This is a genomic window from Helicobacter mustelae (assembly GCF_900476215.1).
Lineage (GTDB): Bacteria > Campylobacterota > Campylobacteria > Campylobacterales > Helicobacteraceae > Helicobacter_H > Helicobacter_H mustelae.
Window position 1 is genome coordinate 1,471,896 of record NZ_LS483446.1, and the last position, 22,595, is coordinate 1,494,490.

20 protein-coding genes are annotated in these 22,595 nt (G+C 44.4%); 15 read left to right on the forward strand and 5 right to left on the reverse strand.

Features of this window, described 5'->3' with window-relative positions; genetic code table 11:
- Positions 1-128: 128 nt before the first annotated feature.
- Positions 129-812 (reverse strand): outer membrane beta-barrel protein, encoded by a 684-nt coding sequence (locus DQN48_RS07120; RefSeq protein WP_013023676.1) that lies wholly within the window; start codon positions 810-812, stop codon positions 129-131.
- A gap of 65 nt (positions 813-877) precedes the next feature.
- Here DQN48_RS07120 and DQN48_RS07125 point away from each other — a divergent pair, with 65 nt between their 5' ends.
- From DQN48_RS07125 to DQN48_RS07140, 4 genes are read left to right on the forward strand one after another with little or no spacing between them, the layout of a single operon-like run.
- On the forward strand, positions 878-1,984 hold the full coding sequence (locus DQN48_RS07125) for an MlaE family ABC transporter permease (RefSeq protein ID WP_170118064.1): 1,107 nt from the start codon (positions 878-880) through the stop codon (positions 1,982-1,984).
- On the forward strand, positions 1,981-2,754 hold the full coding sequence (locus tag DQN48_RS07130; RefSeq protein WP_013023677.1) for an ABC transporter ATP-binding protein: 774 nt from the start codon (positions 1,981-1,983) through the stop codon (positions 2,752-2,754). Before DQN48_RS07125 ends, DQN48_RS07130 begins: the two co-directional genes overlap by 4 nt.
- Positions 2,739-3,530: an MlaD family protein gene (locus DQN48_RS07135; RefSeq protein ID WP_013023678.1), complete on the forward strand. Its 792-nt coding sequence runs from the start codon at positions 2,739-2,741 to the stop codon at positions 3,528-3,530. The genes DQN48_RS07130 and DQN48_RS07135 overlap by 16 nt, the downstream gene beginning before the upstream one ends.
- Positions 3,527-4,099: an ABC-type transport auxiliary lipoprotein family protein gene (locus tag DQN48_RS07140; RefSeq protein WP_013023679.1), complete on the forward strand. Its 573-nt coding sequence runs from the start codon at positions 3,527-3,529 to the stop codon at positions 4,097-4,099. Before DQN48_RS07135 ends, DQN48_RS07140 begins: the two co-directional genes overlap by 4 nt.
- Before the next feature lie 124 nt (positions 4,100-4,223).
- On the opposite strand, the gene DQN48_RS07145 is transcribed toward DQN48_RS07140, so the two are convergent.
- The 3 genes from DQN48_RS07145 to DQN48_RS07155 form a co-directional block, all read right to left on the reverse strand.
- Positions 4,224-5,477: an MFS transporter gene (locus tag DQN48_RS07145; protein WP_013023680.1), complete on the reverse strand. Its 1,254-nt coding sequence runs from the start codon at positions 5,475-5,477 to the stop codon at positions 4,224-4,226.
- A gap of 453 nt (positions 5,478-5,930) precedes the next feature.
- Positions 5,931-8,747 carry an excinuclease ABC subunit UvrA gene (gene uvrA, locus DQN48_RS07150; protein ID WP_013023681.1) on the reverse strand — a complete coding sequence of 939 codons (2,817 nt, stop codon included), beginning with the start codon at positions 8,745-8,747 and terminating at the stop codon, positions 5,931-5,933.
- 74 nt (positions 8,748-8,821) lie between these two features.
- A complete protein-coding gene (locus DQN48_RS07155) occupies positions 8,822-9,523 on the reverse strand; it encodes a DUF4198 domain-containing protein (RefSeq protein ID WP_158303478.1) in 702 nt (233 codons plus the stop codon).
- Between the two features lie 49 nt (positions 9,524-9,572).
- Between DQN48_RS07155 and DQN48_RS07890 the strand changes: the two genes are divergently transcribed.
- A complete protein-coding gene (locus DQN48_RS07890; RefSeq protein ID WP_269460490.1) occupies positions 9,573-9,698 on the forward strand; it encodes a hypothetical protein in 126 nt (41 codons plus the stop codon).
- Positions 9,699-9,902: 204 nt separating this feature from the next.
- Here DQN48_RS07890 and DQN48_RS07160 read toward each other — a convergent pair whose 3' ends face one another.
- Positions 9,903-10,592, reverse strand: a complete 690-nt coding sequence (locus tag DQN48_RS07160; RefSeq protein ID WP_013023683.1) for a Bax inhibitor-1/YccA family protein — start codon at positions 10,590-10,592, stop codon at positions 9,903-9,905.
- 241 nt (positions 10,593-10,833) lie between these two features.
- Between DQN48_RS07160 and DQN48_RS07605 the strand changes: the two genes are divergently transcribed.
- The 10 genes from DQN48_RS07605 to DQN48_RS07205 all read left to right on the forward strand — a co-directional run bounded on the left by DQN48_RS07605 (position 10,834) and on the right by DQN48_RS07205 (position 22,466).
- Entirely contained in the window at positions 10,834-11,055 is a 222-nt protein-coding gene (locus tag DQN48_RS07605; RefSeq protein WP_158303479.1) for a hypothetical protein, read from the forward strand.
- A gap of 177 nt (positions 11,056-11,232) precedes the next feature.
- The gene (gene gap / locus DQN48_RS07165) at positions 11,233-12,225 is read left to right on the forward strand and encodes a type I glyceraldehyde-3-phosphate dehydrogenase (protein ID WP_013023684.1); all 993 of its coding nucleotides are present in this window, start codon (positions 11,233-11,235) and stop codon (positions 12,223-12,225) included.
- Positions 12,226-12,229: 4 nt separating this feature from the next.
- A complete protein-coding gene (locus DQN48_RS07170) occupies positions 12,230-13,378 on the forward strand; it encodes a DegT/DnrJ/EryC1/StrS family aminotransferase (protein WP_013023685.1) in 1,149 nt (382 codons plus the stop codon).
- A 1-nt stretch (position 13,379) separates the two neighbouring features.
- Positions 13,380-13,901 (forward strand): hypothetical protein, encoded by a 522-nt coding sequence (locus DQN48_RS07175; RefSeq protein WP_013023686.1) that lies wholly within the window; start codon positions 13,380-13,382, stop codon positions 13,899-13,901.
- A gap of 440 nt (positions 13,902-14,341) precedes the next feature.
- Complete coding sequence (locus tag DQN48_RS07180) at positions 14,342-15,715, forward strand: amino acid permease (RefSeq protein ID WP_013023687.1); 1,374 nt, start codon at positions 14,342-14,344, stop codon at positions 15,713-15,715.
- Between the two features lie 80 nt (positions 15,716-15,795).
- Positions 15,796-17,442: an ABC-F family ATP-binding cassette domain-containing protein gene (locus DQN48_RS07185; RefSeq protein WP_013023688.1), complete on the forward strand. Its 1,647-nt coding sequence runs from the start codon at positions 15,796-15,798 to the stop codon at positions 17,440-17,442.
- Positions 17,439-18,806, forward strand: coding sequence for a TolC family protein (locus DQN48_RS07190; protein WP_013023689.1), 1,368 nt, complete (start codon positions 17,439-17,441; stop codon positions 18,804-18,806). Before DQN48_RS07185 ends, DQN48_RS07190 begins: the two co-directional genes overlap by 4 nt.
- Before the next feature lie 512 nt (positions 18,807-19,318).
- A complete protein-coding gene (locus DQN48_RS07195) occupies positions 19,319-20,257 on the forward strand; it encodes an HlyD family secretion protein (protein WP_041913408.1) in 939 nt (312 codons plus the stop codon).
- On the forward strand, positions 20,257-21,336 hold the full coding sequence (locus DQN48_RS07200) for an ABC transporter permease (protein ID WP_013023691.1): 1,080 nt from the start codon (positions 20,257-20,259) through the stop codon (positions 21,334-21,336). Before DQN48_RS07195 ends, DQN48_RS07200 begins: the two co-directional genes overlap by 1 nt.
- Positions 21,333-22,466, forward strand: coding sequence for an ABC transporter permease (locus DQN48_RS07205; protein ID WP_013023692.1), 1,134 nt, complete (start codon positions 21,333-21,335; stop codon positions 22,464-22,466). The genes DQN48_RS07200 and DQN48_RS07205 overlap by 4 nt, the downstream gene beginning before the upstream one ends.
- Positions 22,467-22,595 lie beyond the last annotated feature (129 nt).

Sequence of the window (22,595 nt, forward strand, 5' to 3'; positions counted from 1 at the left end):
AAAAGAGCTCAAAGATATAAAAACATTCAAATATTCATTTTCAAAACTTGCACCAATGGCTAAAATCTTTGAATCCATGCAAATGGCCTAAACTGCTGCTTTATGCTTGCGCCAGTGGCTAAAATTCTCTATTTTTTGGATTTGCGGGCAAAAATATTGGTGTCAAATTTGTATTGATAATTCATAAAAAGCAAGAAATCTGTTTCCTCAGCCACAGAGCGAGACCAGCTTTTTTGCACGGGGGTGGTCTTGACCCCTATGCTAATGCGATGCTTGATGTTGATAGTCAAATCCACCCCGACTTCTGCGATGAACCCTGCAGAAACAAAGGAATTTTTGAAAAATTTATAATGAATATTGTCGGTAAAAATGCTAGCACCAAGTCCAATGCCAAAGAATGCGCCTAGGAAGTTTTTTTGATTTGGGGTAATGGGAAATTCTGTAAGCAAATCAATGCCGACGGAAAAAAACCCAAAAAAGGAGGTTGTCGGCGGCCTCTTGAAGCCATAATTTAGATTTTCGCTATAGGTGTCAAATTCAAAGTACCCGCGAATTCCCACTCCCTTGGTAAAAAATGTCTGACTCCCTGCCTTAAAAACAAAAAGCACAGGGACATAGGTGTTTTTTTTGCCATGAATTTCTTGTTTGAGGCGCAGGACCGAGGTGCCAAGCCCAAAGGAGATGTATTGCCCGCCTTTTTTTCGGATGAGATTTTGCTCTTCATAGATTTTCTTGATTTCATCTGTATCAGTCGCTTCTTCTGCAGAAACATAGAGCAAAATTGCAAAAAAAACGCAAAAAAACTTTTTCATCTTAAAGATCCGTCAAGAATTATTAACTTTTGTTATAATTCTATCCAAAAACTAAGGTTATAACAATGCAGGCAAGCTTTGAGACCCAGGATGCAAAGGACAGTAATGGCGCAAATCTGGTCGTCTTTATCATCGGAGTTTGGGATTTTAACACTCCGCAATCACTTTTATCAGACTTCGCAGATTCCATGCCAAAAGAGAAGCAGGTCGTCCTAGATTTTTCCCGCGCTAATAAAGTCGATTTCAACGCGATTAGCTTTTTGTTTCTCAATGCCTCTGTGATCTCCTGGCAGAATGCAAGCCCTGGAATCCTCTCCCACATCCAGGCATTTCAAAAATTTCACGATCAGGGCCGCAGCAGCATCGACAAAAAGCACAACAATTTTTTCTGGTTTTTTGGCAAAAAAGTCTATGCATTCTATAGCGATGCTAGGGATTTTATAGAATTTCTTGGATGCGTGCTCTACCATCTCTATCTCAATCTCAGATACCCCAGTAGATTTCGCTTCAAATCCTTTTGTCACCACATCAATGAATCTGGATTCAAAGCATTGCCTATCGCAACTCTGACCACCTTCATCGTAAGCGGGGCCATCGCTCTGCAAAGCGCTATTGAGCTTCAATCTCTAGGCGCCCCGCTTTTGAGCGTGGAGATCACAGCAAAATTATCCCTACGCGAAATTGGCCCCTTCATCCTGACATTGATTATCATAGGGCGCAGCGCCTCCTCCTACACCGCACAAATTGGAGTAATGAATATCACAGAAGAGACCAATGCCATGCGCGTGATGAACTTCAATCTCATCGATTTTTTGGCCATTCCCCGATTTCTAGCACTTGTCATCGTCATGCCGCTGATGGTATTTTTGGCCGATGCAGCCAGCATTTTTGGAGGAATGCTCGCTGTCAAATTCCAGCTAGATGTTAACTTCATGCAATACTTGCAGCGATTTACTGAAACAGTGGGATGGAGCCACTTCTTTGTGGGTCTGGTAAAAGCTCCATTTTTTGGTGCTATCATCGCACTAGTGGGATGCTTTCGGGGGCTACAAGCCCAGGGAGAGACTGAGCTCATTGGTAGGGCTACCACCACCAGCGTAGTTAACACACTTTTTTGGGTGATTTTTGTCAATGCCATCTTTAGCATCATCTTCACAAGGCTGGATGTATGAAAAAGCCAGTTATTGAGGTTTGCAATCTCACCACCTCCTATGGAGATAGGATTATCCATGATAGGATTAATTTTGAGATTTACAAAGATGAAAGCTTTGCAATTTTGGGAGGCAGTGGAAGCGGGAAGAGTACGCTACTCTCAGCCATGATCCTGCTCAATCGCCCAAAAAGCGGCGAGATAAAAATCTTTGGCAGAGATATCTGCAAAATGAGTGCGCCAGAGCATGCAAAAATCATGCAGCACTGTGGGGTGCTCTTCCAATTTGGCGCACTCTTTAGCTCACTGAGTGTGATTGAAAATGTAAGCGTGGTATTAGAGGAATATAGCAACTACCCTCCAAGCACCATTAGAGAAATCGCAAAAATGTGGCTGGATCGCGTGGGACTCAAACCCAATGCCTTTCATCTCTACCCCTGTGAACTCAGCGGAGGCATGAAAAAGCGCGTGGGTCTTGCAAGGGCCATGGTACTCAATCCTGAGATTTTGTTCTTGGATGAGCCTACAAGCGGTCTAGATCCCTTGAGCGTGGGGAGATTTGATGAGCTAATCTCAGAGCTAAAAGCTGCAAATCCCTTCACCGTGGTGATTGTCACTCATGACCTAGACACAGTAAACTACATGACAGATAGATTTCTTTTACTCAAAGAAGGTAAAATTGAGTTTCAAGGAACTCTCAAGGAATTTAGGCAATACGCCCAAGAAAACAGCTTAGATAAAGAGAATTTATTCAATAGCACAAGAGGAGAAAGATTTTGGAAAGAAATGTAAATTTTACGATAATTGGCGTGATTTTCTTTTCGATTTTGAGCGCGCTAGTTATTTTCATCATGATTATGGGGAATTTCAATCTCCAAAAAGATGAATACACCAATTATGTCGTCTACACGACAAAAGAAATCACGGGTATTGGAGTCAATACTCCCGTGCGATTCAAGGGTATCAATATTGGCAGCGTCACTTACGTCGGATTTGACAAACAAAATCCCGATGTCGTAAAAATTATGGTGCAAATCAAAAAGCACATCCCCATCAAAGAAGGCTCCACGCTAATGGCAGATTCCCAGGGCCTTGCAGGCATCACCTTCCTAACTCTCAAACAGAGCAATAGTAAGATTTTTATTACAGGTGAGAATGGTGCGCTGCTCAATTTCGAACCCAGTCTATTTCACAGACTCAGCACCAAAGCTAATCAAGCAAGCACCGACATCATAGACATCTTAAAGGACGCAAAAAACGTGCTCAATGAAAAAAACATAGAGAGTGTCTCACACATCCTAACCAACATAAAAATCTTAAGCGCAAATCTCAACCAAACTCAAAAAGACATCGATAGGCTAACAAATAACTTCGATACACTCGTCAACAATCTCAACAAACAAATCCAAAGCGGGGATTACAACATCAAAGGGATTCTCGACCCCATGATCCTGCGCCTGAATATGTCACTCAATTATATGGATAGATTTTTCAAACGTGGCAGCGGTGTACTAGAGAAATTTGAAAGAGATCCTTATAATACCCTTTTTGGAGAGCAGAAAAAATGAAAAAATCAACAATATTTTTTAGCACCATCCTTGCCATGACCCTCACAGGATGCTTGGATATCAAAATCAGGTCTGAAATTCCCAAAAAAACCTACTATGATCTTGATACCAATATCCTGCAAGAGCATCAGTGCAAGACCTTTGATCTTATTTGGTTTGGTGGGGTTACTAGCACCTCTTATCTAGATCAAACAAGCATCCTCCACAAGAAATCCAATGGTGAGGTTTCCACGATTGCAAACACGCTATGGATGGACAATCCCAAAGAAATGTTCAAAACCATTCTAGTCAAAAATGGATCTCAAAAATGCCTAAGCTTTGAGAATCTCAGCGTAGAAAAGCCCAATCAATATCTCTCCATTCAGCTGCTGTTTTTAGGCTTTGTTGATGAAAAATCAGATATTGAATTTGTCTACAAGATCTATGACAAAAACCTCCAATTCAAGGGCATGGGCACCATCCACAAAGAAGAGCCAGGCACTGACATTGCGACATTGCAAAAAACTGCACAAAGTGGCATCAATGAGCTTTTGGAGATTTTGGGGGGACCCAAAAATGAAGCCAAATAGCCTCTTTTGATGGGGTTCATCTCTCACAAGCCCCATCCTCTTTAGCCTGTTCACCCCCCATCTCATCACACCTCTCTAAAACTCCCTTCAAACTCTCCTGCTAAAAATCACGAATTTTCCCACATTACTCCAATTCAGATTTTTTGGGCAGAAAAAAGATAGCAATGAGCATAAGCATGAGCACCACTGCCATATAGACAAAAAATCCCTTTTCATATCCTGCGCTCTTAAATTGCAATGCCACATAGGATGCCGACCCTCCAAATATGGCATTGGCAATCGCATAGCCAAGCCCAGTGCCCAACGCTCGCACATGCTCAGGAAATAACTTGGCCTTGAAAATCCCAGCAATAGAAGTGTAAAAACTCAAGATCACAAAAAGCCCAAGCACTAGCAAAAATGTATAAAAAGCATTCTGCACCACTGCTAGCAATGAAAAAATAGGGTAGACCAAACATAATGCAAGCAAGCCAAAGATGGCAAGCTGGCGCTTATGGCCAATACGATCCCCTAACATGCCAAAAAGAGGTTGCATCACCATCAAGCAAAACAGGGCTGGCAACAAGAGATTGTTGGCCAGCTCCTTGCTCATGCCCACTCCAATCAAATAGGTCTTGATATAAATAGTGATGGCATAAAAACTCAGTGACCCCCCTGCTGTGATGCCAATGACTAGGAAAAATCTCCCCTTATATTTCCACAGGGCCTCTAGCGTGCCGCTTTGTTTATGATTTTCTGGGGGGCTGGAGCTCTCTTCCATGAGATTGCGCAAAAACAGGGATGCCAGCGCCAGCACTCCTCCCAGCACAAACAAAAATCTCCAGGCATAATCATACATTTCTTGCGCGCTAAAAAACAAAAGCATGATGGAGATACTAGCCACAGCTAGCAGCTGCCCGCCAATTAAAGTGACATATTGAAAGGAAGAATAAAATCCCCGCCTGCCCTCTTTGGCAAGCTCAGAAAGATAGGTGGCAACAACTCCATACTCCCCACCAACACTTAGCCCTTGCAATAACCGCGCCAAAAGCAAAAAAAGGATGGCAAAATCCCCCACGATCTCTTTGCCAGGAAGCACTGCGATGAGAAAAGATCCCAGTGCCATCAAAATCACAGAGAAAATCATGGATTTTTTGCGCCCCACTTTGTCTGCTAAAGATCCAAAGAGATACGAACCCAAAGGACGCATGAAAAAACCTATGGCAAAGACCCCAAAGGCATGGATTTGCTGGATGAGTTCGCTATTAGAAACAGAGAAGGCGTGGGCAAAATAAGTGGCCCCAAAAGCAAAGATATAAAAATCAAACCATTCAACAAGATTCCCGCTGCTTGCTGCAAAGATAGAGCCAATTCTCTTGGTTTGTGTGATTTGTTCCATAAGCACCCCTAAGTTTTTTCTATATTACTAAAATTCCAAGCCAAAGAACTAAAATTTTGCCCCAAAATCTAGCAAAGCTAAGTGAGAATTTCTTTCCAAAGCTTGCAACCCAGAGACAAGTCACAGAGATGGAGGGGGCATGGGGCTAGTTTTAACATTTGGAGATGGTGGGGTGGTGAGAGGGTTTTGTGGCAAGATGAGGAGGCAAAAGCATGCACACTCAAGCAGGATGCTGGGGGATTGGGATACAAATGAGTGCAAAACTCTAGGTGGGCACATGAGTAATATGGCATAAGCAGTGCTATGACAAGAAAATGCGTAGCAAAAAGCCAAATGCAGGGCAAATGATAAGCAGAGATTGCGCAGAAAAGAGGGTGTGCAGGGGGGTTACAAGCACGCAAATAAAAAAGCAAAAATGTACAAAAGTACTAGAGAGTGAACAAAATAAATGGATTAGTATTTTTTGCGCTTCATAGAGGCAAGCTCCTTTGCCAAAAACTTCCCCGTATAACTCCCGCTGCTTTGATGATCTCTAGCGACCTTCTCCACGCTTCCACAATCCACCAACTTCCCTCCCCTATCCCCTCCCTCAGGACCGATGTCAATGATATAGTCTGCATTTTTAATCATGTCAAGATTATGCTCAATCACCACCACAGAATTCCCAAGATTGACCAAATCATGCAAAACCTTAGTGAGGCGATCCACATCAGCAAAATGCAACCCCGTGGTGGGCTCATCCAAGATATAGAGCGTCTTTCCCGTGTCCCTGCGTCCCAATTCTTTGGCAAGCTTGATTCTCTGGGCCTCACCACCACTCAAAGTCACAGCATTTTGCCCCAGAGTGATATAGCCAAGGCCCACTTCCTGCAGGGTTTTGAGGCGGGAGGCGATTTTTGGAATCTTGCAAAAAAATTCCAGGGCCTCATCCACACTCATTGCCAGCACATCGGCAATGGACTTGCCCTTGTAGCGGATCTCTAGGGTCTGGGGATTGTATTTTGCCCCATTGCAAGCATCGCATTTCACCATCACATCGGGCAAAAAATGCATCTCAATCTTGATTTCGCCCTCGCCCTGGCATTTCTCACAACGCCCACCTTTGACATTGAAGCTAAATCTCCCCACGCCATAGCCTAGAATCTTTGCTTCTTTCACTTCGCTAAAAAGCACTCGGATGTCATCCATCACGCTGGTGTAGGTGGCAGGATTGCTGCGAGGAGTGCGACCAATAGGGCTTTGATCTAGATAGATCACCTTGTCTAGATGTTCCAGCCCCAAAATCTCCACCCCATCGCATTTTTTGATTTTTCTTGCGTGATTAAGTAGCTCTTGGGTCACAGGAAGAAGTGTCTGCAAAATAAGAGAGCTCTTGCCACTCCCACTCACCCCCGTGACGCACACAAAATTAGAAAGAGGAATTTTGACATTGAGATTTTTGATGTTGTTGATGTTGGCATTTTTGATCTCTAAGAAATTTTTCTGCCCCCGCTCGTGGGGGTAGAGGATTTCTTTTTGGCGTTTGATGTATTGGGCGGTTTGGGTGTTGGATTTTAGCATGGATGACACATTGCCACAAAACACAATCTCCCCTCCATTTTTCCCAGCTCCAGGGCCGATGTCAATGATATAGTCTGCATGCCTGATGGTCTCCCTATCATGTTCCACAACGATAACGCTATTTCCCTTTTCCTGTAGGCTTCGCAGGGTTTTAATCAATTTCATAGTATCTCGCTCATGCAATCCAATACTTGGCTCATCTAGTACATACATCACGCCTGTAAGCCCGCTGCCAATCTGGCTAGCAATGCGGATGCGCTGACTTTCACCCCCGCTAATAGTGCGCGCATCCCTTCCAAGGCTAAGATACCCCAGCCCCACATCATAGAGAAAAAACAAACGCTCTCTAATTTCTTTGAAAATACTTTGGGCAATGAAATGCTGCTGCTCGCTAAGATGGGAGAAATTTTCCTCCTCCATAAAAAAATGATAGACCTCTTCAATGGGCATGTCAATAATCTCCCCAATACCCTTTCCACCGACTTTCACAGCCAAAGAAGAAGCCTTGAGACGGTGGGAGTGGCAGGTGGGGCAGGGCTTCTCGCTCATATAATCTCCCAAATCCCTCTCATCCTTAAATAATTCATAAGCAATCTGCAAAATCCCCCGCCAAGGGCGTCTGAGTGTAGAATTTTTCCATGCAAATTCCACCTCGATGCTATTTCCATAAAGCAGGCTATTTTGCTCCTCTTCAGTGCATTCCTCAAAACTGTTGTTGGGATTGATGGCATTGGCTCTGCAAAAACCTGCAAATAATTCTGCGTAATAATTGCGATTAAATCCAAAAATCACCTTAATCCCGCCTTTATTAAGCGGCAGGGATTTATCCAAAATCTTTTTGAGATCAATGCTATATTTACTTCCCAGCCCACCGCAGTCCTCGCATGCACCCTTGGGGGAATTGAAAGAAAAGCTTAGGGGCTCAAGCTTTTCAAAACTCACCTTGCAGCCAAAACAAGCCAGATGCTCACTATAATGCACCACCCTCCCCTCATCTAAAATCTCAATCTCCACCTCACCAAAAGACTCCTTCAAAGCCCTCTCGATGGCCTGAGCCAGGCGAGAGTGATTTTCCTCATGCAACACCACTCGATCGATTACGATTTTAATCGTGTGTTTTTTGTTTTTATTGAGCTTGATATCCTCATCCAGACGCACGATCTCCCCATCAATATGCGCGCGCACAAAACCCTTTTGGCGCAGGGCCTCTAGTTTTTCTCCAAAGCTTCCTTTTTTTTCTTTGATTAATGGAGCAAGGATGATGAGCTTTGTTTTTTCCCTAAGCTTTAGCACCTCAGAAATGATGTCTGTCTGAGTCATTTGAGAGATGGGATTCCCACACAAATGGCAGTGCTGCAAGCCCACCCGCGCAAAAAGCAATCGGAAATAATCATAGATTTCTGTGATGGTTCCTACTGTGGAGCGGGGGTTTTTGGAGGTGGTTTTTTGATCAATGGCAATGGCTGGCGTGAGTCCCTCGATCTTGTCGACATTGGGCTTGCCCACCTTGTCAAGGAATTGGCGCGCATAGCTAGAGAGGGATTCGATATAACGCCGCTGCCCCTCTGCATAGAGCGTGTCAAATGCCAGCGTGCTCTTGCCACTCCCACTAAGGCCAGTAAAAACAACCAATTGATTCTTGGGAATCTCTACATTGATGTTTTTTAAATTATGCTCTTTTGCGCCAAAAACCTTGATAGTATTTTCCAAATCATCCTCTTTGCTTGTAAGAAATTTATAATAAATCTAGAATTCTATAACAATTCATTAAAAACGAAACAGTCTTAATGGGCTGGCGAAAAACTGAGCGTGGAAGTGAGCTGCAATGTGTCTGCAAAGCGATCAAGCTGGGGTTTTTTCACACTCACTCCAATAATCTGCAATCCATCCTGGGATTTGCGCAACCTAATCTTTGCCCTGCCCTCTTCATCTGTCTTTAATGATTTGATATCCCCTACCTGATCTTCAAAACCCAATCCCCCCATGGGCTTGCCTTGATAAAATACCTGCACCTCAAGCTCTTGATTTTCTCGCAATTTTAGAGGATTTTGCAATGGCACAATCTCTAGATCCATGCCAATGGGCTTGGCAAATGCGTCATTCCAGGCCAAAATATTTTTGCTTAATTTATAGATCTTGCGGGTTTGTGTGATGGCATTGCCATTTTTGTCTTGGATTCTATCGCGCCTTTGTGGATAGGGCTTCCCATCCTTATCAAAGCTGTAATATCCAAAATCATAATGCAGGGCAATCAAAGCAGGCTTGGCACCAAAAAAGAGCTTATTCTTTTGATAATCATAACCCGCCTTAATTTTTTTACCATCTCCATCCTTGGCCCAAACACCAAAAACATTCTGATTTTGGTAGCTACCCCAATGTCCATCCGCCCAAAATCGGATTTTGTAATCTTGATGATCCCAAGAAACCACAAACTGATGCGCAAATCCAAACGATGCACACAAAAGCAAAGAGAAAAATTTTTTCATAATAATCCTTGATTGAAGAGATAAGCCTTTATTATTGCCAAAAAAAGTAATGATTGCACTATGGATCTTGCAAAGCAACTCTAGCATGATAGCCCCACAAATCCCTAGTATCACAGAGATGTGCGAGGTAAGTAGCGCAGGGAGAGATGGGGTGGCACTAGCGCGCATCTGCTAGTTAAAAAGTGGGGGTTTGGGATGAAAAAAAGCGCGGGGTGTGGATAAACCACAGAAACAAAATCAGAAGGGGCAAAAACAACAATTAAACATAGGAGAAAACTAGGGAAGCCAGGACTTGAAATAATAAAAGCGACAAAAACAAAAAAGCAATCAAAGGTTGAGGAGAAAAAGACCCAGAAGCCCTTAGGCTTCCAAGTCAGGATTAGTCATCTCGACTGCCAAGAAGGCCTGTAAGCTGCAGAATCACGATGAAAATATTCAAAAAATCCAGATAGAGATTTAGGGCTGCATCTACGGGGCTGTCATAAAGTCCGCGCATCATATTCTGCGTATCATAGGCCACAAAAAGACTAAATAGGATCGCTGAAGCGCCAGCGATGACAATCTGGAACACAGGGGACTTCAAGAGGAAGTAATTCAGCAAGGAACAAACAATCACCACAAGCAGCGCGATAAAGAGCATTTTCCCCATGTTTGCGAGATCGCTTTTGGTTTTGAGTGCAAAAATGCTCATCACACCAAAGATGATTGTAGTCATGCCAAGCGCCTGCCACACCGCACTCATCCCACTTTTCATGATCACAAACCCTAGCAATGGGACAAGTGTCACTCCTGTGAGTGTGGTGAAGATGAAGAGCATGGCTACATTGATACCAGGCTTGCTCTTAGAGAAAATCAAACCCAAAAAGGCAAGAATTTCTGCGATGAAAAACACCCATTTATTTTGCACGACCATTTCAAAATTCTGCAGTCCAATCACAGAACCAATCGTAGCAAATAACAAGCTTGCGCAGAAAAATTTATAAGTGGTCTTTACAAAATTCACCATCGCGCTTTCGCTAGCAAAAGCTCTTGTTTGTTCAAAACTACCAACTCTATCGTATAAACTCATTTTTACTCCTTACAAATGTAAAAGTCACCAATACTACAGAAACTCTGTTAAAAATACGTAAACTCCAAAAACCCTCAAAAGCACCCTTCAACAAAAAGAAAAATTTTTGCAAATCCTAGCAGAAGAGGCGTGGCTTGAGGAATGCGCGCATTTAACAGAGTATTGCAATGCATGGAAATTTTAGCAGGGTTGGGATTGTGAAGGAGTGCAGAGTTTTGGGAGTTGATTTGCTAGGGTTTCCTTGCACATGAAACTGCTGGGTTTGTGGGTTTTGTCTGTGAGAGGGGATTGCACTGCTACCCCCACCCCAAGCTCCACAACCCTGCCATTTGATGATTTGACACCTATCCCTCTTGTATGCCTCTACCATCCCTGCGGCTCTAGCGGGATTTTTCTCTGCCTGCAGCCTTGTTTGTTTGAAATTTTAGGAATCTTTGATAGCAAAAGCACATTATTTTGCTAAGATTTCCCAAAACTTTGCTAAAAATCATAGGGAATTCCAAAGCCCCCATGTTTGCAAACAAGAACAAAATGCGCCAGAGAATGCGCCCTTAAGATTTTATTAAAAAGTAGAGGAAGCAATTGCGCTAGAAACTAAAGGAAAGTCAGGGAAAACTAGGAAGGCTAGACAAATACAAACATGGCAGAAAAAATAAAAATCGCAATCAATGGTTTTGGCAGATTGGGGAGAAGCATTGCGCGGGTGATTTGTTTGCAAAAAGACATGGAACTCATCGCCATCAATGATGTGGGCGAATGGGAAATCCTTTCTTATCTTTTGGCCCATGATAGCATTCATGGCCCCTTCCCAAAGAGCGTGAATTATGAACAAAATGCACTTTCCCTCGATGGCAAAAAAATCCGCATCACCAATCACCAAGATCCCAAACAAATAGAATTTGGCGATGCAGATATCATCATCGAGTCTTCTGGCAAATTTCTGCATACTAGGGATTTTGTCCATCATCTAGAAAAAGGCGCAAAAAAAGTCATCCTCTCCTCACCCAGCAATGATGATATGCCCACCTTTGTACTAGGGGCAAATCACCAGGAATACCAGGGGCAAAGCATCATCTCCAATGCCTCCTGCACCACCAACTGTCTCGCACCAATTTGTGATATTTTAGAGCGGCATTTTGGCATCATCTCTGCAAACATCCTCACCATCCACAGCTACACCAATGACCAAAATCTCCTCGATGGCGTACACAGAGACAAGCGTCGTTCACGCGCTGCTGCTAGCAACATCATCCCCACCTCTACAGGTGCTGCAAAAAATCTCTACAAAGTCCTCCCCAGCCTCAAGGGAAAACTCCATGGCCATAGCGTGCGCGTCCCAGTAAGCGATGTCTCTTTGCTAGATCTCAATCTCTGGCTCAAGCAAACACCAAGCATCCCTGAGCTGCATGCACTTTTTTTGGATTATGCCAAAAACAGCCTGCAAGGGATCTTACAACTGGATTTTGATTTTGGCGTGAGCAGTGATTTCTTGCACAACCCCCATAGCTGCATCATCGCCAATGATCTAAGCTTTGAGGTGGGAGGACTGCTCAAGATCATGGCATGGTATGATAATGAGTGGGGATATTCCAACCGCATCATTGAGCTAGCACGCTACATTCATCAAAGATAAGACCATGCAGATTCCCTTTCTTGATCTTACTTCTTTGAACAAGCCTTATTTCTCACCATTTCTCAGGCGCACAAAAGAGATTTTTGCTCAGAGTGATTTTATCAATGGAGCAGCATGCAAGCAGTTTGAGCAGGAATTTGCTCGCTACATTGGTGCGCGATACTGCCTGGGAGTGGGCAATGGCACAGATGCGCTAGAGATTGCCATCAAGGCCTTGAATCTACCAAAGGGCAGCCAAATCATCCTCCCAGCCAATACCTTCAAGGCATCTTGTGAGGCAATCTTAAACACGGGGCATAAGGCTGTGATTGTGGATTGCAACGAAGATTACACCATCAATATCCCCTCACTAAAAAGAGCCCTCACTCCAGGCAGCGCGGCAATCCTAGTGGTACATCTTTATGGCAGAATCTGTGACATGGCATCCATTCTAGAGATTGCTAGAAGCTATGAATTAGCCCTGATTGAAGACTGCTCCCAGGCTCATGGCGCAAGGATTAAAATCGGGAATAAAATGCTTTTTGCAGGAAATATTGGAGACATCGCTACCTTTAGCTTTTATCCCAGCAAAAATTTGGGTGCCATCGGGGATGGGGGCTGCATCCTAAGCAATGACAAAAATTTAATTTCTAGATGTCAAAACATCGCCAATCACTGCCCAAATCCTCAGGAAAAAATCCACTTCATCGGCAGAAATTCCCGCCTAGATTCCCTGCAAGCCGCATTTTTGTCACTAAAATTGCCAGATTTGGAGGCCCAAAACCAACATCGCCAAAAAATCGCTAAGCTCTATAGAGAAAAACTCTGCAACATCCATGCCCTTGTTTTGCCCCAAATCCCGGTGTTTGCTCATCAATGCGTGTGGCATTTGTATGTGGTACGCCTCCAAGGGGAATTAGAAGGAAAGAGAGAGGATCTAATGGAGTTTTTGAGGGAGAGAGGCATAGAGACGCGTGTGCATTATGCGCAAAATCTCACCAAGCTTAAAGAAATTCACAGCAATATTAGCACCATCACCTCCCCCACTCCCAATGCCAACAATTGGGAGGCCAATCTCCTTTCTTTGCCGATGGGCACCCATCTGCAAGAAAAAGATATTATCATCATAGCAGAAAGCATCCAAGCATTTTGCAAACTCATTACAAAGGCATAACATGAAATTTTTCTCCATTTTACTAAGCACATTTTTCTTATTTGGCTGCTTTGGTAGCAAACCTGAGCACAAGGCACTTCCAGCAAGGGCAAAAACCTGCGATAGCCCTCATGCCATCATCACCCCCCCAACAATCAAAGCAGAAGAAAAAAATGATCTTGCCATCACTCCAGAAAAAGTAAAAGAAGGTCTCAACTACCTTATCCAAGATGGCTGTCTAGTTATTGGTGAGGGCGCGGATGCCTATAGCCTTGACATCAGCTATGAGAGCGAACTGCACCAACAGCAAGTAAGTCTCCTGGTTGTCAGCGATGAGGAAAACACCGCAAAACTCACCATTGAGGCCACTTTGAAAAAACAAGGCGTTACAAGGACTTTCAAAAGCACCAAGAATATCTCACACAAGGGTAAGAAAATCCTAGGAATTGGATCAAACACAGAAATCACCAAAGATGATATTGATGAATTACTCAATAGCACGCTGCTAAATGTCTATGATCAAATCCTAAAGAACATCAAATAGCCCAAGTTCCCACTAAAGCCACTTGATTCCCGTGGCTTCTTCTTGTGCCTGCAATGGCATGGGGCTTGGATTTGACAATGGGAATAGCTGTGAGTAGTCTTTGGATTTTTGCAAGCACTCAAGATGCAGCGGAGTTAGGATCCTTTGACTTTGGCGACATTAGCGTGGTTTCTTCCCATGGGATGATTAACACAGCGACTCTATGAGTTTTGTAATTTGTGTGAATCATACAGACTTGTGAATGGAGGGGTTGTGGTGGATTTTCTCATGGCTATAGCAGAGTTTTCTATCGCAATTCCTTGCGGAAGTATAGCTTTGGGGGTTTTATAGTGGGTGGTTGAGATTTTTGAAAATCCCAAAAACTCTCGTGGCTTCTTTGTTCCACAGAAGGAATCTGGTAGAATGTAGGTTTTATTTATTTTAGAATTTTTGGGGAGAAGATGAAGGAAGATTCACAACAAGATTTCCACAGAATTATGAAAAATCGCCATTTGATGATGATTGCCTTTGGTGGGGTGATTGGCACAGGGCTCTTTGTAGCCACGGGAGAAAATCTCCACCAAGCAGGTGCACTTGGCACACTGCTCTCCTATGCCATTGGCGCACTCATTGTATGCACTGTGATGCTGAGCCTTGGGGAGCTCTCTTCTATGTTTCCCAATACTTCAAGTTTTGGCGATTATGCACATCGTTTCATCAGCCCCAGCACGGGCTATGTGGTCACCTGGCTTTACTGGCTTACCTGGGTGGCGGCACTTGGAGGGGAGTTCACAGCAGTGGGACTATTGATGCAAAAATGGTTTCCTGATGTGCCCGTGTGGGTATGGGCAAGCATCTTTGGGGTGGTCATTTTTGTGCTCAATATCTGGACGGTGCGCGTGTTTGCCGAAGGAGAATTTATCTTTAGCGGGATCAAAGTCATCGCGGTGATTTTGTTTTTGCTGCTAGGTTTTGGTGTGATTCTTTACAATGTTTTCCATTTTGGCGTGCGCGAGACCTTTGTGTATTACTACAAAGATGGCTGGTTCCCCAATGGCCTTTCCGCAATCTTGATGACGATTTTGGCGGTGAATTTTGCCTTTTCTGGCACAGAGGTCATCGGGGTGGCTGTGGGCGAGACCAAAGACCCGGGAAAAGCCATGCCAAAGGCCATCAATGCCACACTATGGCGCTTGGTGCTGTTTTTCATCGGCACGGTTTTCATCATCGCCACCCTCCTGCCCTATGATGATGCACGCCTTAGTACCAGCCCCTTTGTGGCGGTACTAGACAAAATTGGCATCCCCTTTGCAGGCGATATTATGAATTTCATCATCATCATTGCCATTTTTTCTGTAAGCAATTCTGGACTCTATGCCTCTTCTCGAATGCTCTGGAGCCTAGGAAATACCGGCAAGATCCCCAGATTCTTTGGCAAGGTCAATCACCGCGGCACACCAGTGAATGCTGTGATCTTCTCCATGCTAGGATCCCTCTCAGCCCTAAGCTCGCTAGTCTTTGCACCAGAGATTGTCTTCTCCACACTCATTGGAGTCTCTGGCTTCACTTCCATCCTCACCTGGATGTCTGTGAGCCTAGCCCAATACAATTTCCGAAAATCCTGCAGCCAAGAGATGCTTGCAAAACTGCCTTATAAAACCCCATTCATGCCCTACACGCCCATCATCGCGCTCTTTCTTTGCTCTGCATCCATCATTGGTTGCTTCTTTGACACCACCCAGAGGATCTCCATCTTTGCTACACTGATTTTTGTGCTTGTGTGCTATGGAACCTATTTCCTCACAGAAAAAAAACCCTCCACAATCAATTCCTAGGAAAAGTCTTGGTTTTTATTGCAAAACCAAGGGATAATTGATAAAATCCAGAAATATTTAAATACAAAGCAAGGAAAAAAATGCTACAGACCATCAATCTCACCATGAACTACGCCACAAAAAAGCTCTTTGAAAACATCAACATCAAGCTGGATTCAGGCAAGCGCTATGGACTCATCGGGGCAAATGGTGCGGGGAAATCTACTTTTTTGAAAATCCTTCAGGGTGCCTATGAGCCAAGTAGCGGAGAGGTCATAATCCACCCTAATGCAAGGCTTGGAGTACTGGGTCAAGATCAATATGCCTTTGAAGATCTCAGCCTCAAAGATGCCGTGCTCATTGGCAACAAGCGCCTTTTTGATGCGGTGAAAGAAAAAGAGAGGCTCTATGCAGAGGGGGATTTAAGCGATGAAAAGGTCAATGAACGCTTAGGCGAACTAGAGATGATTTGTGCTGAAGAAGATCCCATGTATGAATATGAAGTGGTCATTGAAAAAATCCTGCAAGATCTAGGATTCCCCACAGATCTCCACACACAACCAATGAAAACACTCACTGGAGGAGATAAGTTCAAAATTTTGCTTGCTCAAGTGCTTTTCCCAAAGCCTGAAATCCTATTACTAGATGAACCTACAAACAACCTCGATCTCCCCGCCATCGCTTGGCTAGAGGAAAATCTCAAGCGACATGTTGGAACAATGGTGGTCATCAGCCATGACAGGCATTTTCTCAACACCGTTTGCACACACATTCTCGACCTAGATTTCAAGACCATTCGCGAATTTAGTGGGAATTATGATGATTGGTATATTGCCTCTACCCTCATTGCCAAACAACAAGAAATGGAGCGCAATAAAAAGCTCAAAGAAAAAGAAGAATTAGAGAATTTTATCGCTAGATTCTCTGCCAATGCTTCCAAAGCAAGGCAGGCCACCTCGCGTCAAAAACAATTAGAAAAGCTTGAGATTCAAGCCCTTGCCCTATCTAGCCGCAGGGATCCTAGCATCAGCTTCAAACCCAAGCGCACCATTGGTAATGAAGCACTGGAGTGTGAGGGGATTTCTAAGAGCTATGGAGAGAAGAAGGTTTTAGAAAATCTTAGTCTGAAAATTCTCCCAGGGGATAAAATCGCGCTCATTGGTGCCAATGGAGTGGGGAAAAGCACACTGTGCAAAATCCTAGTCGAAGAGATAGCGCCTGATCAGGGAACCGTAAAATGGGGCGCGACGACTCAGCGGGGCTATTTTCCTCAAAATGTAAGCGAAGAGATAAAAGGCGAAGAGACGCTTTATGAATGGCTGAGGGGATTTGACAAAAAAGTAGAGAGCGGGGAAATTCGCAATGCACTAGGAAGGATGCTATTTAGTGGCGAAGAGCAAGAAAAAAGCATCAATGCTCTAAGCGGTGGCGAAAAGCATCGCATGGTGCTTTCTAAGCTCATGCTTGAGGGAGGGAATTTCCTCGTGCTTGATGAGCCAAGCAACCATCTGGATCTAGAGTCCATTGTAGCCCTTGGCGAGGCACTCTATAAGTTCAATGGGAATGTCATCTGCGTAAGTCATGACCGCGAACTCATCGATGCGTTTGCAAATCGAATCATCGAGCTAGTAGATGATGGAGCCAATGGCGCTAAAGTGATAGATTTTCATGGCAGCTATGAAGAATACCTAACCAGCAAAGAACAAGCACTTAAATCTAAAGCAAGCAGAAAGGATCAAGGCACTTGAAAAAGGTTTTATTTTTTTTATGCGGTCTCATTTCTCTAACAAGTGGCCAAGATATCACAAGCAAACAAGCCTGGGAATATGTCCTAGAACACAATGACGGAATCAAGGCTGAAGAACTAGGGCTTAGGCGTCAAGAGAAGCTAACTCTTGCCTCCAAGCTCTCCTTCCTCCCAGAGATCAACATCACCGCACTCTATATGCACCTAGCAAACCCCATCCACCTAGACATCAGCCCTACAAAAAAAAGCATTGCAAACACCATCAACAACCGCATCCCTCAAGCAGCACCGGTCATAAATAGCACCCTTTCTCAAATCCCCAACTTCATCAATCTCACCAATGAAAACATTGCAATCGGCTCGCTCAACATCATCTACCCACTCTACACAGGCGGGCGACGCATAAGCGGAATTAAGATCGCCAAACTCCAAGAAAAAGACTCCATAGAAGCCCTACGCCTCAAAAAACTCGCCACCTTTGAGGAGCTCAACAAAATCTATTATGGAGTCTTGCTGCAAAGAGAGATCTTGCAAACCCTGCAAGACATCCAAAAAGGCGCAGAGATTCACTACCAAAACGCAAAAAAACTCTACAAAGCCGGACAGATCGCAAAAATCGAAGTGCTGGGCGCGCAGGTGGCGCTGGATAAAGCAAAAAACAAAGTCAAAGAGGCAAGCAACACGCTAGAAGTCTCCAAGATGGCCCTAGATATCGCGCTAGATCTCAAAGGCGCCAATCCCACCTCCACCATCAAAGTAGAAAAAATCCAGATGAGTGAAGAAAGCTTGGTGCAAAGAACACTAGATTCCTATCCCATCCTAAAGAGCCTGGATCACAAAGTCGGTGTGGCAAAGGAAATGCGTCATATGGAGATTTCTAGATTCCTGCCAGAAGTCTCTGTTATGGGGTCTTATTTCTTGGATAATCGCTTTTTGTTAGGCAATCAATCCCTCCCCTCTTGGTATGTGGGAGTCTTTGGAAAGCTACCCATTATCACACCTGGGGGCAGGATCCCTCATGTGCAGGCTGCAAAAATCGCAGAGATGCAGCTAGACAAAACCAAATCTCAAGCCATCAAAGACATGGAAGTGCTCGCGCGCAAGACCTACAAAGAAGTGACCTTCGCCCAGCAAGAATACTGGAGCCTAGACTCTAGCATCAAGCTTGCAGAAGAAAACCTAAAGCTCCAGGAAGAAGCCTTCATTCAAGGGCTTGCCACAAGCGTACAGGTCACAGATGCGCGCAATCTCCTTGCAAGCACCTTGGTAGAACAAAAAACCATTGCCTACAAATACATTGTTTTGCTTTCCAAAATGATGGCACTCAGCGATGACATTGCGCTATTTTATAAAATCCAATACTAAGGAACTGCATGGAAGAGAAAAAAAATAAGGAAAAACAAGACTCCGCGCAAAGAGCCAAAAAGGATGCAGAAAAAGAGGTCAAAAAGGCGCGCAAAAAAATAGAAAAAGAGGCGCGCAAAAGAGCAAAAGAAGAAGCCAAAAAAGAAAAAACACAGGAAAGAGAGTCTAAGTGGGCGGGGTTTTTTGGAACCAAAAAGGATAAAAATGACAAAAAAAGCACAAATGAGGCGCCAAAAAACAAAGGAGAAAAGTCAAAAGAGAGCAAAAAAGACAAGAAGCAAAAAAGGCTGCTTGTGCCAGAGATTGAGCATCTCAAGATAGAGCTCAATCCCAAAAAAGAAGAAGAGAAACAAGAGAACAAAGAAGAGGTAAAAAAGCTCCAAGAGCCAAAAGAGGAGAAAAAGGCACAGAAAGAAGACAGGGAAGAGAAAGAAAAAGAATCCAAAAAGGACAAAAAGAAATCCAAAAAAAGAAAAAAGGGATTTCTCAAGTTCCTTTTATTCCTCCTTGGTATTGGCATCATCATCTGGCTTAGCGTGACTTTCTATCGCGCCTATCTTCCCAAACCTCTGCGTTTGCAGGGCCAAATCACTGCTAGAGAATATAGCCTAAGCTCCAAACTCGCTGGCAGAGTTGAAAATCTCAAGGTCAAAAAAGGAGACATGGTACAAAAAGGCGAGCTCATCTATCAAATCCATAGCCCCGAAGTAGAGGCCAAGCTCGCCCAAGCTCAAGCAAGCTATGAAGCTGCAAAGGCAATCAGCCAAGAAACCAGCAAAGGCGCGCGCGATGAGACCATCATCTCAGCAAAAGATGTCTACTCCAGCGCAAAAACCATGACAGAACTAGCAAAAAAAACCTATGATCGCCTAGAGGGCCTCTATAAAAACGGAGTGGTGAGCTTGCAAAAGCGCGATGAGGCCTATGCGGCATACCAGAGTGCAAAATACCGCGAAAATGTCGCCTACCAGCAATACAAAATCGCCCTAGATGGAGCGCGCGATGAGACCAAAAAAGCAGCCTTTGAGAAGCAGAAAGCAGCCCAGGGGCAGGTGAGTGAGGTGGAGGCCTATATCAAAGACATCAATGTCTATGCGCCAATTAGCGGGGAGGTGAGCAATGTACTGCTCCATGATGGGGAGCTAAGTCCTAGTGGATTCCCTGTCGTGCTGCTAGTGGATACCAAAGATGTGTGGCTGCGCCTTAGCATCAATGAGCAATACCTCTCCAAATTCCAAAAAGATGCCGTCTTTGAGGGCTATATCCCAGCCCTTGACAAAACCATAAAATTCAAGGTCAATTATGTCTCTGTCATGGGAGATTTTGCCACATGGAAAGCCACAAGCAGTGGTAAGGGTTATGACATGAAAAGCTATGAGATTGATGCGGTTCCACTAGAGGAGATTGAAGGCTGGCGCATGGGGATGAGCGTCCTAGTTGAGGTCCCTTGATGCCCCGGCTCTTCCTCATCCTCTCCCACTCAAAATTCCTCTGGATCCTCTACATCGTTCTTCCACTGGCATTTTGCGGCATCATTTATAGCATCTTTGTAGATGCCCTTCCCAGATCCCTGCCTATTGGTGTCGTGGATGAAGATCACAGCAGCCTCTCGCGAGATCTCCTCTATGCTGCAGCAAATTCTGCCACGCTCAAAATCACCAAGCAATACCATTCCATCAAAGAGGCCAAGGAAGACTTAAGCATCGCTAAAATCTATGCACTCCTAGTCATCCCCAAAAATTTGCAGAAAAACATCAAAATGGGAGTGGAGCAGAGTGTTGGATTTTACTACAATGCCCAATTCATCCTCATTGGCAAGGCATTAGATAGTGCGATGCTCCAGATCATTTCAAGCATCAATGCCAAACTCCAAGCAGGCAAAAATCTCATAAAAGCCACCAACATCAACATGGCTCTAAGCCAAAGCGTGCCCATTCTCCCTCATATTAATTTGCTTTTCAATGCCAAAAGCAATTATGCCCAATTCTTGGTCACGCTCATTTTGCCCTGCATCTGGCAGATCCTCATCGCCCTTGGCATACTCAATCTCCTCTCCTATCCCCTCAAAAACAGCAAGGATTTTTGGGCGCGCTTTGGCTTCAATCTTTTTATATTTACCTTCTGGGGCATGGCAATGGTTTATTTTTTTGCCAAGATGGATTATCCACTCCTTGGCTCTATCCCGCTGATTTTCCTAGGCTTTGTGGTGCTAGGAATTGCGATTAGCTCTGTGGTGATTTTTTTGCAATCCCTTCTCCAAGAGCCCACCAGATCCATCTCGTTCATCGCAGCCTACACAGCCCCAAGCCTAGCATTTGCAGGCGTGACCTACCCACAAAGTGCCATGGATCATTTTGCATTATTGTGGAATCATATTTTGCCCATCTCCTATTTCATGGAATTTTATTTCCAGCAGGCAAATTATGGCGGGTCCATCCTAGGAGGCCTTGAGATCCTTGCCAAAATGCTGCCCTTTTTTGGCTTCTTATTTTTGGGCTTTTGCATCTACAAACTGCGGGGAAAAATATGAGTCTTGCCAAAGTCTTAATCTCTGAATTCAAATTCCTTTTTTCCAATATCATCATCTTGCTTACTGTATTTGGTGGCTCGCTGATTTATCTTTTGCTCTATCCCACCCCCTACAAGTCCGATGTGATCCTGCATCAAAAAATCGCCATTGTAGACTTAGATCAAACCAAGCTCAGCCAAGAACTCATCTTCATGCTCAATGCCGCCCCACAAGTGGATGTAACTTCCATCCTTGGCTCAGAAAAAGAAGCTAGAGACAAGGTCCTGCGAGGCGAAATTCTAGGCTATGTCTCCATCCCCAAGGGCTTTGAATCCGATCTTCACAAAGGCATCAGCGCCAAGCTTGACTATGTGGTCAATGCCTCCTATTTCTCCGCATATGGCGCGATCATGGAGGGCATCAATAATGCAGTAAGCACGCTTAGTGATGCCATAAAAATCCAGCGCAAAATCCTAACAGGTCAAGAAATCCACCAAAATCCCGACCTCCTCAAAAAAGAAAGCATCCCCCTCTACAACCCCACCAATGGCTATCTCAACTACGCTCTAGCAGCGATTTTGATCTTTATCCTGCATCAGACTGCAGTGGCTGGGAGCATGCTCATGGGTGCATTCCAAAATGCGCAGAACTCCAAGGGCGCCTACTACAAAGAAGCGCCATTTTTCAAAGTCCTGATAGCTAGAATCCTCATTTTTATGGGGATTTATATCCTGCTTTTTTTGCTGTATTTTGGCTTATTTTTCCAGATCTATCACATCAACGTGCACGCCAGTGATCTGGATTTTTGGTGTTTTGCGCTCGCGCTCATCTTTGCGATGGTATCCCTGGGAAGCTTTCTGGGACTGTTTATCAAAGACACTGCACTCCCCACCCAAATCGTACTCATCTCCTCCCTGCCCATCGTCTTTGCCCTAGGCTTCATCTGGCCTAGCGACCTCATTCCCCTCCCCATCAGAGCTTTCATGAATCTGCTACCAGCTTATCATGGAGTCAATGGCTTTTTGCACCTCAATCAAATGGGTGCACCCCTCTCTCAAGTCATGCCAGAGTTTTTTTGGCTGCTGGGGCTTGGGGGATTTTTTTGCATCTGCGCGATATGCACCCAATCCCTTAGAAAAAGAAAAATTTAAATGCAATGGGATACCTGACCAGGCGCGGGGGATTAGAGGGGAAGCATTTTAAAACCCCCTGCGGGCCCCGCCCGCGTAAAAAGTAGAGCCTGACCGGGGTGGGGGATGGATAAGGGGGAGGGAGCGACT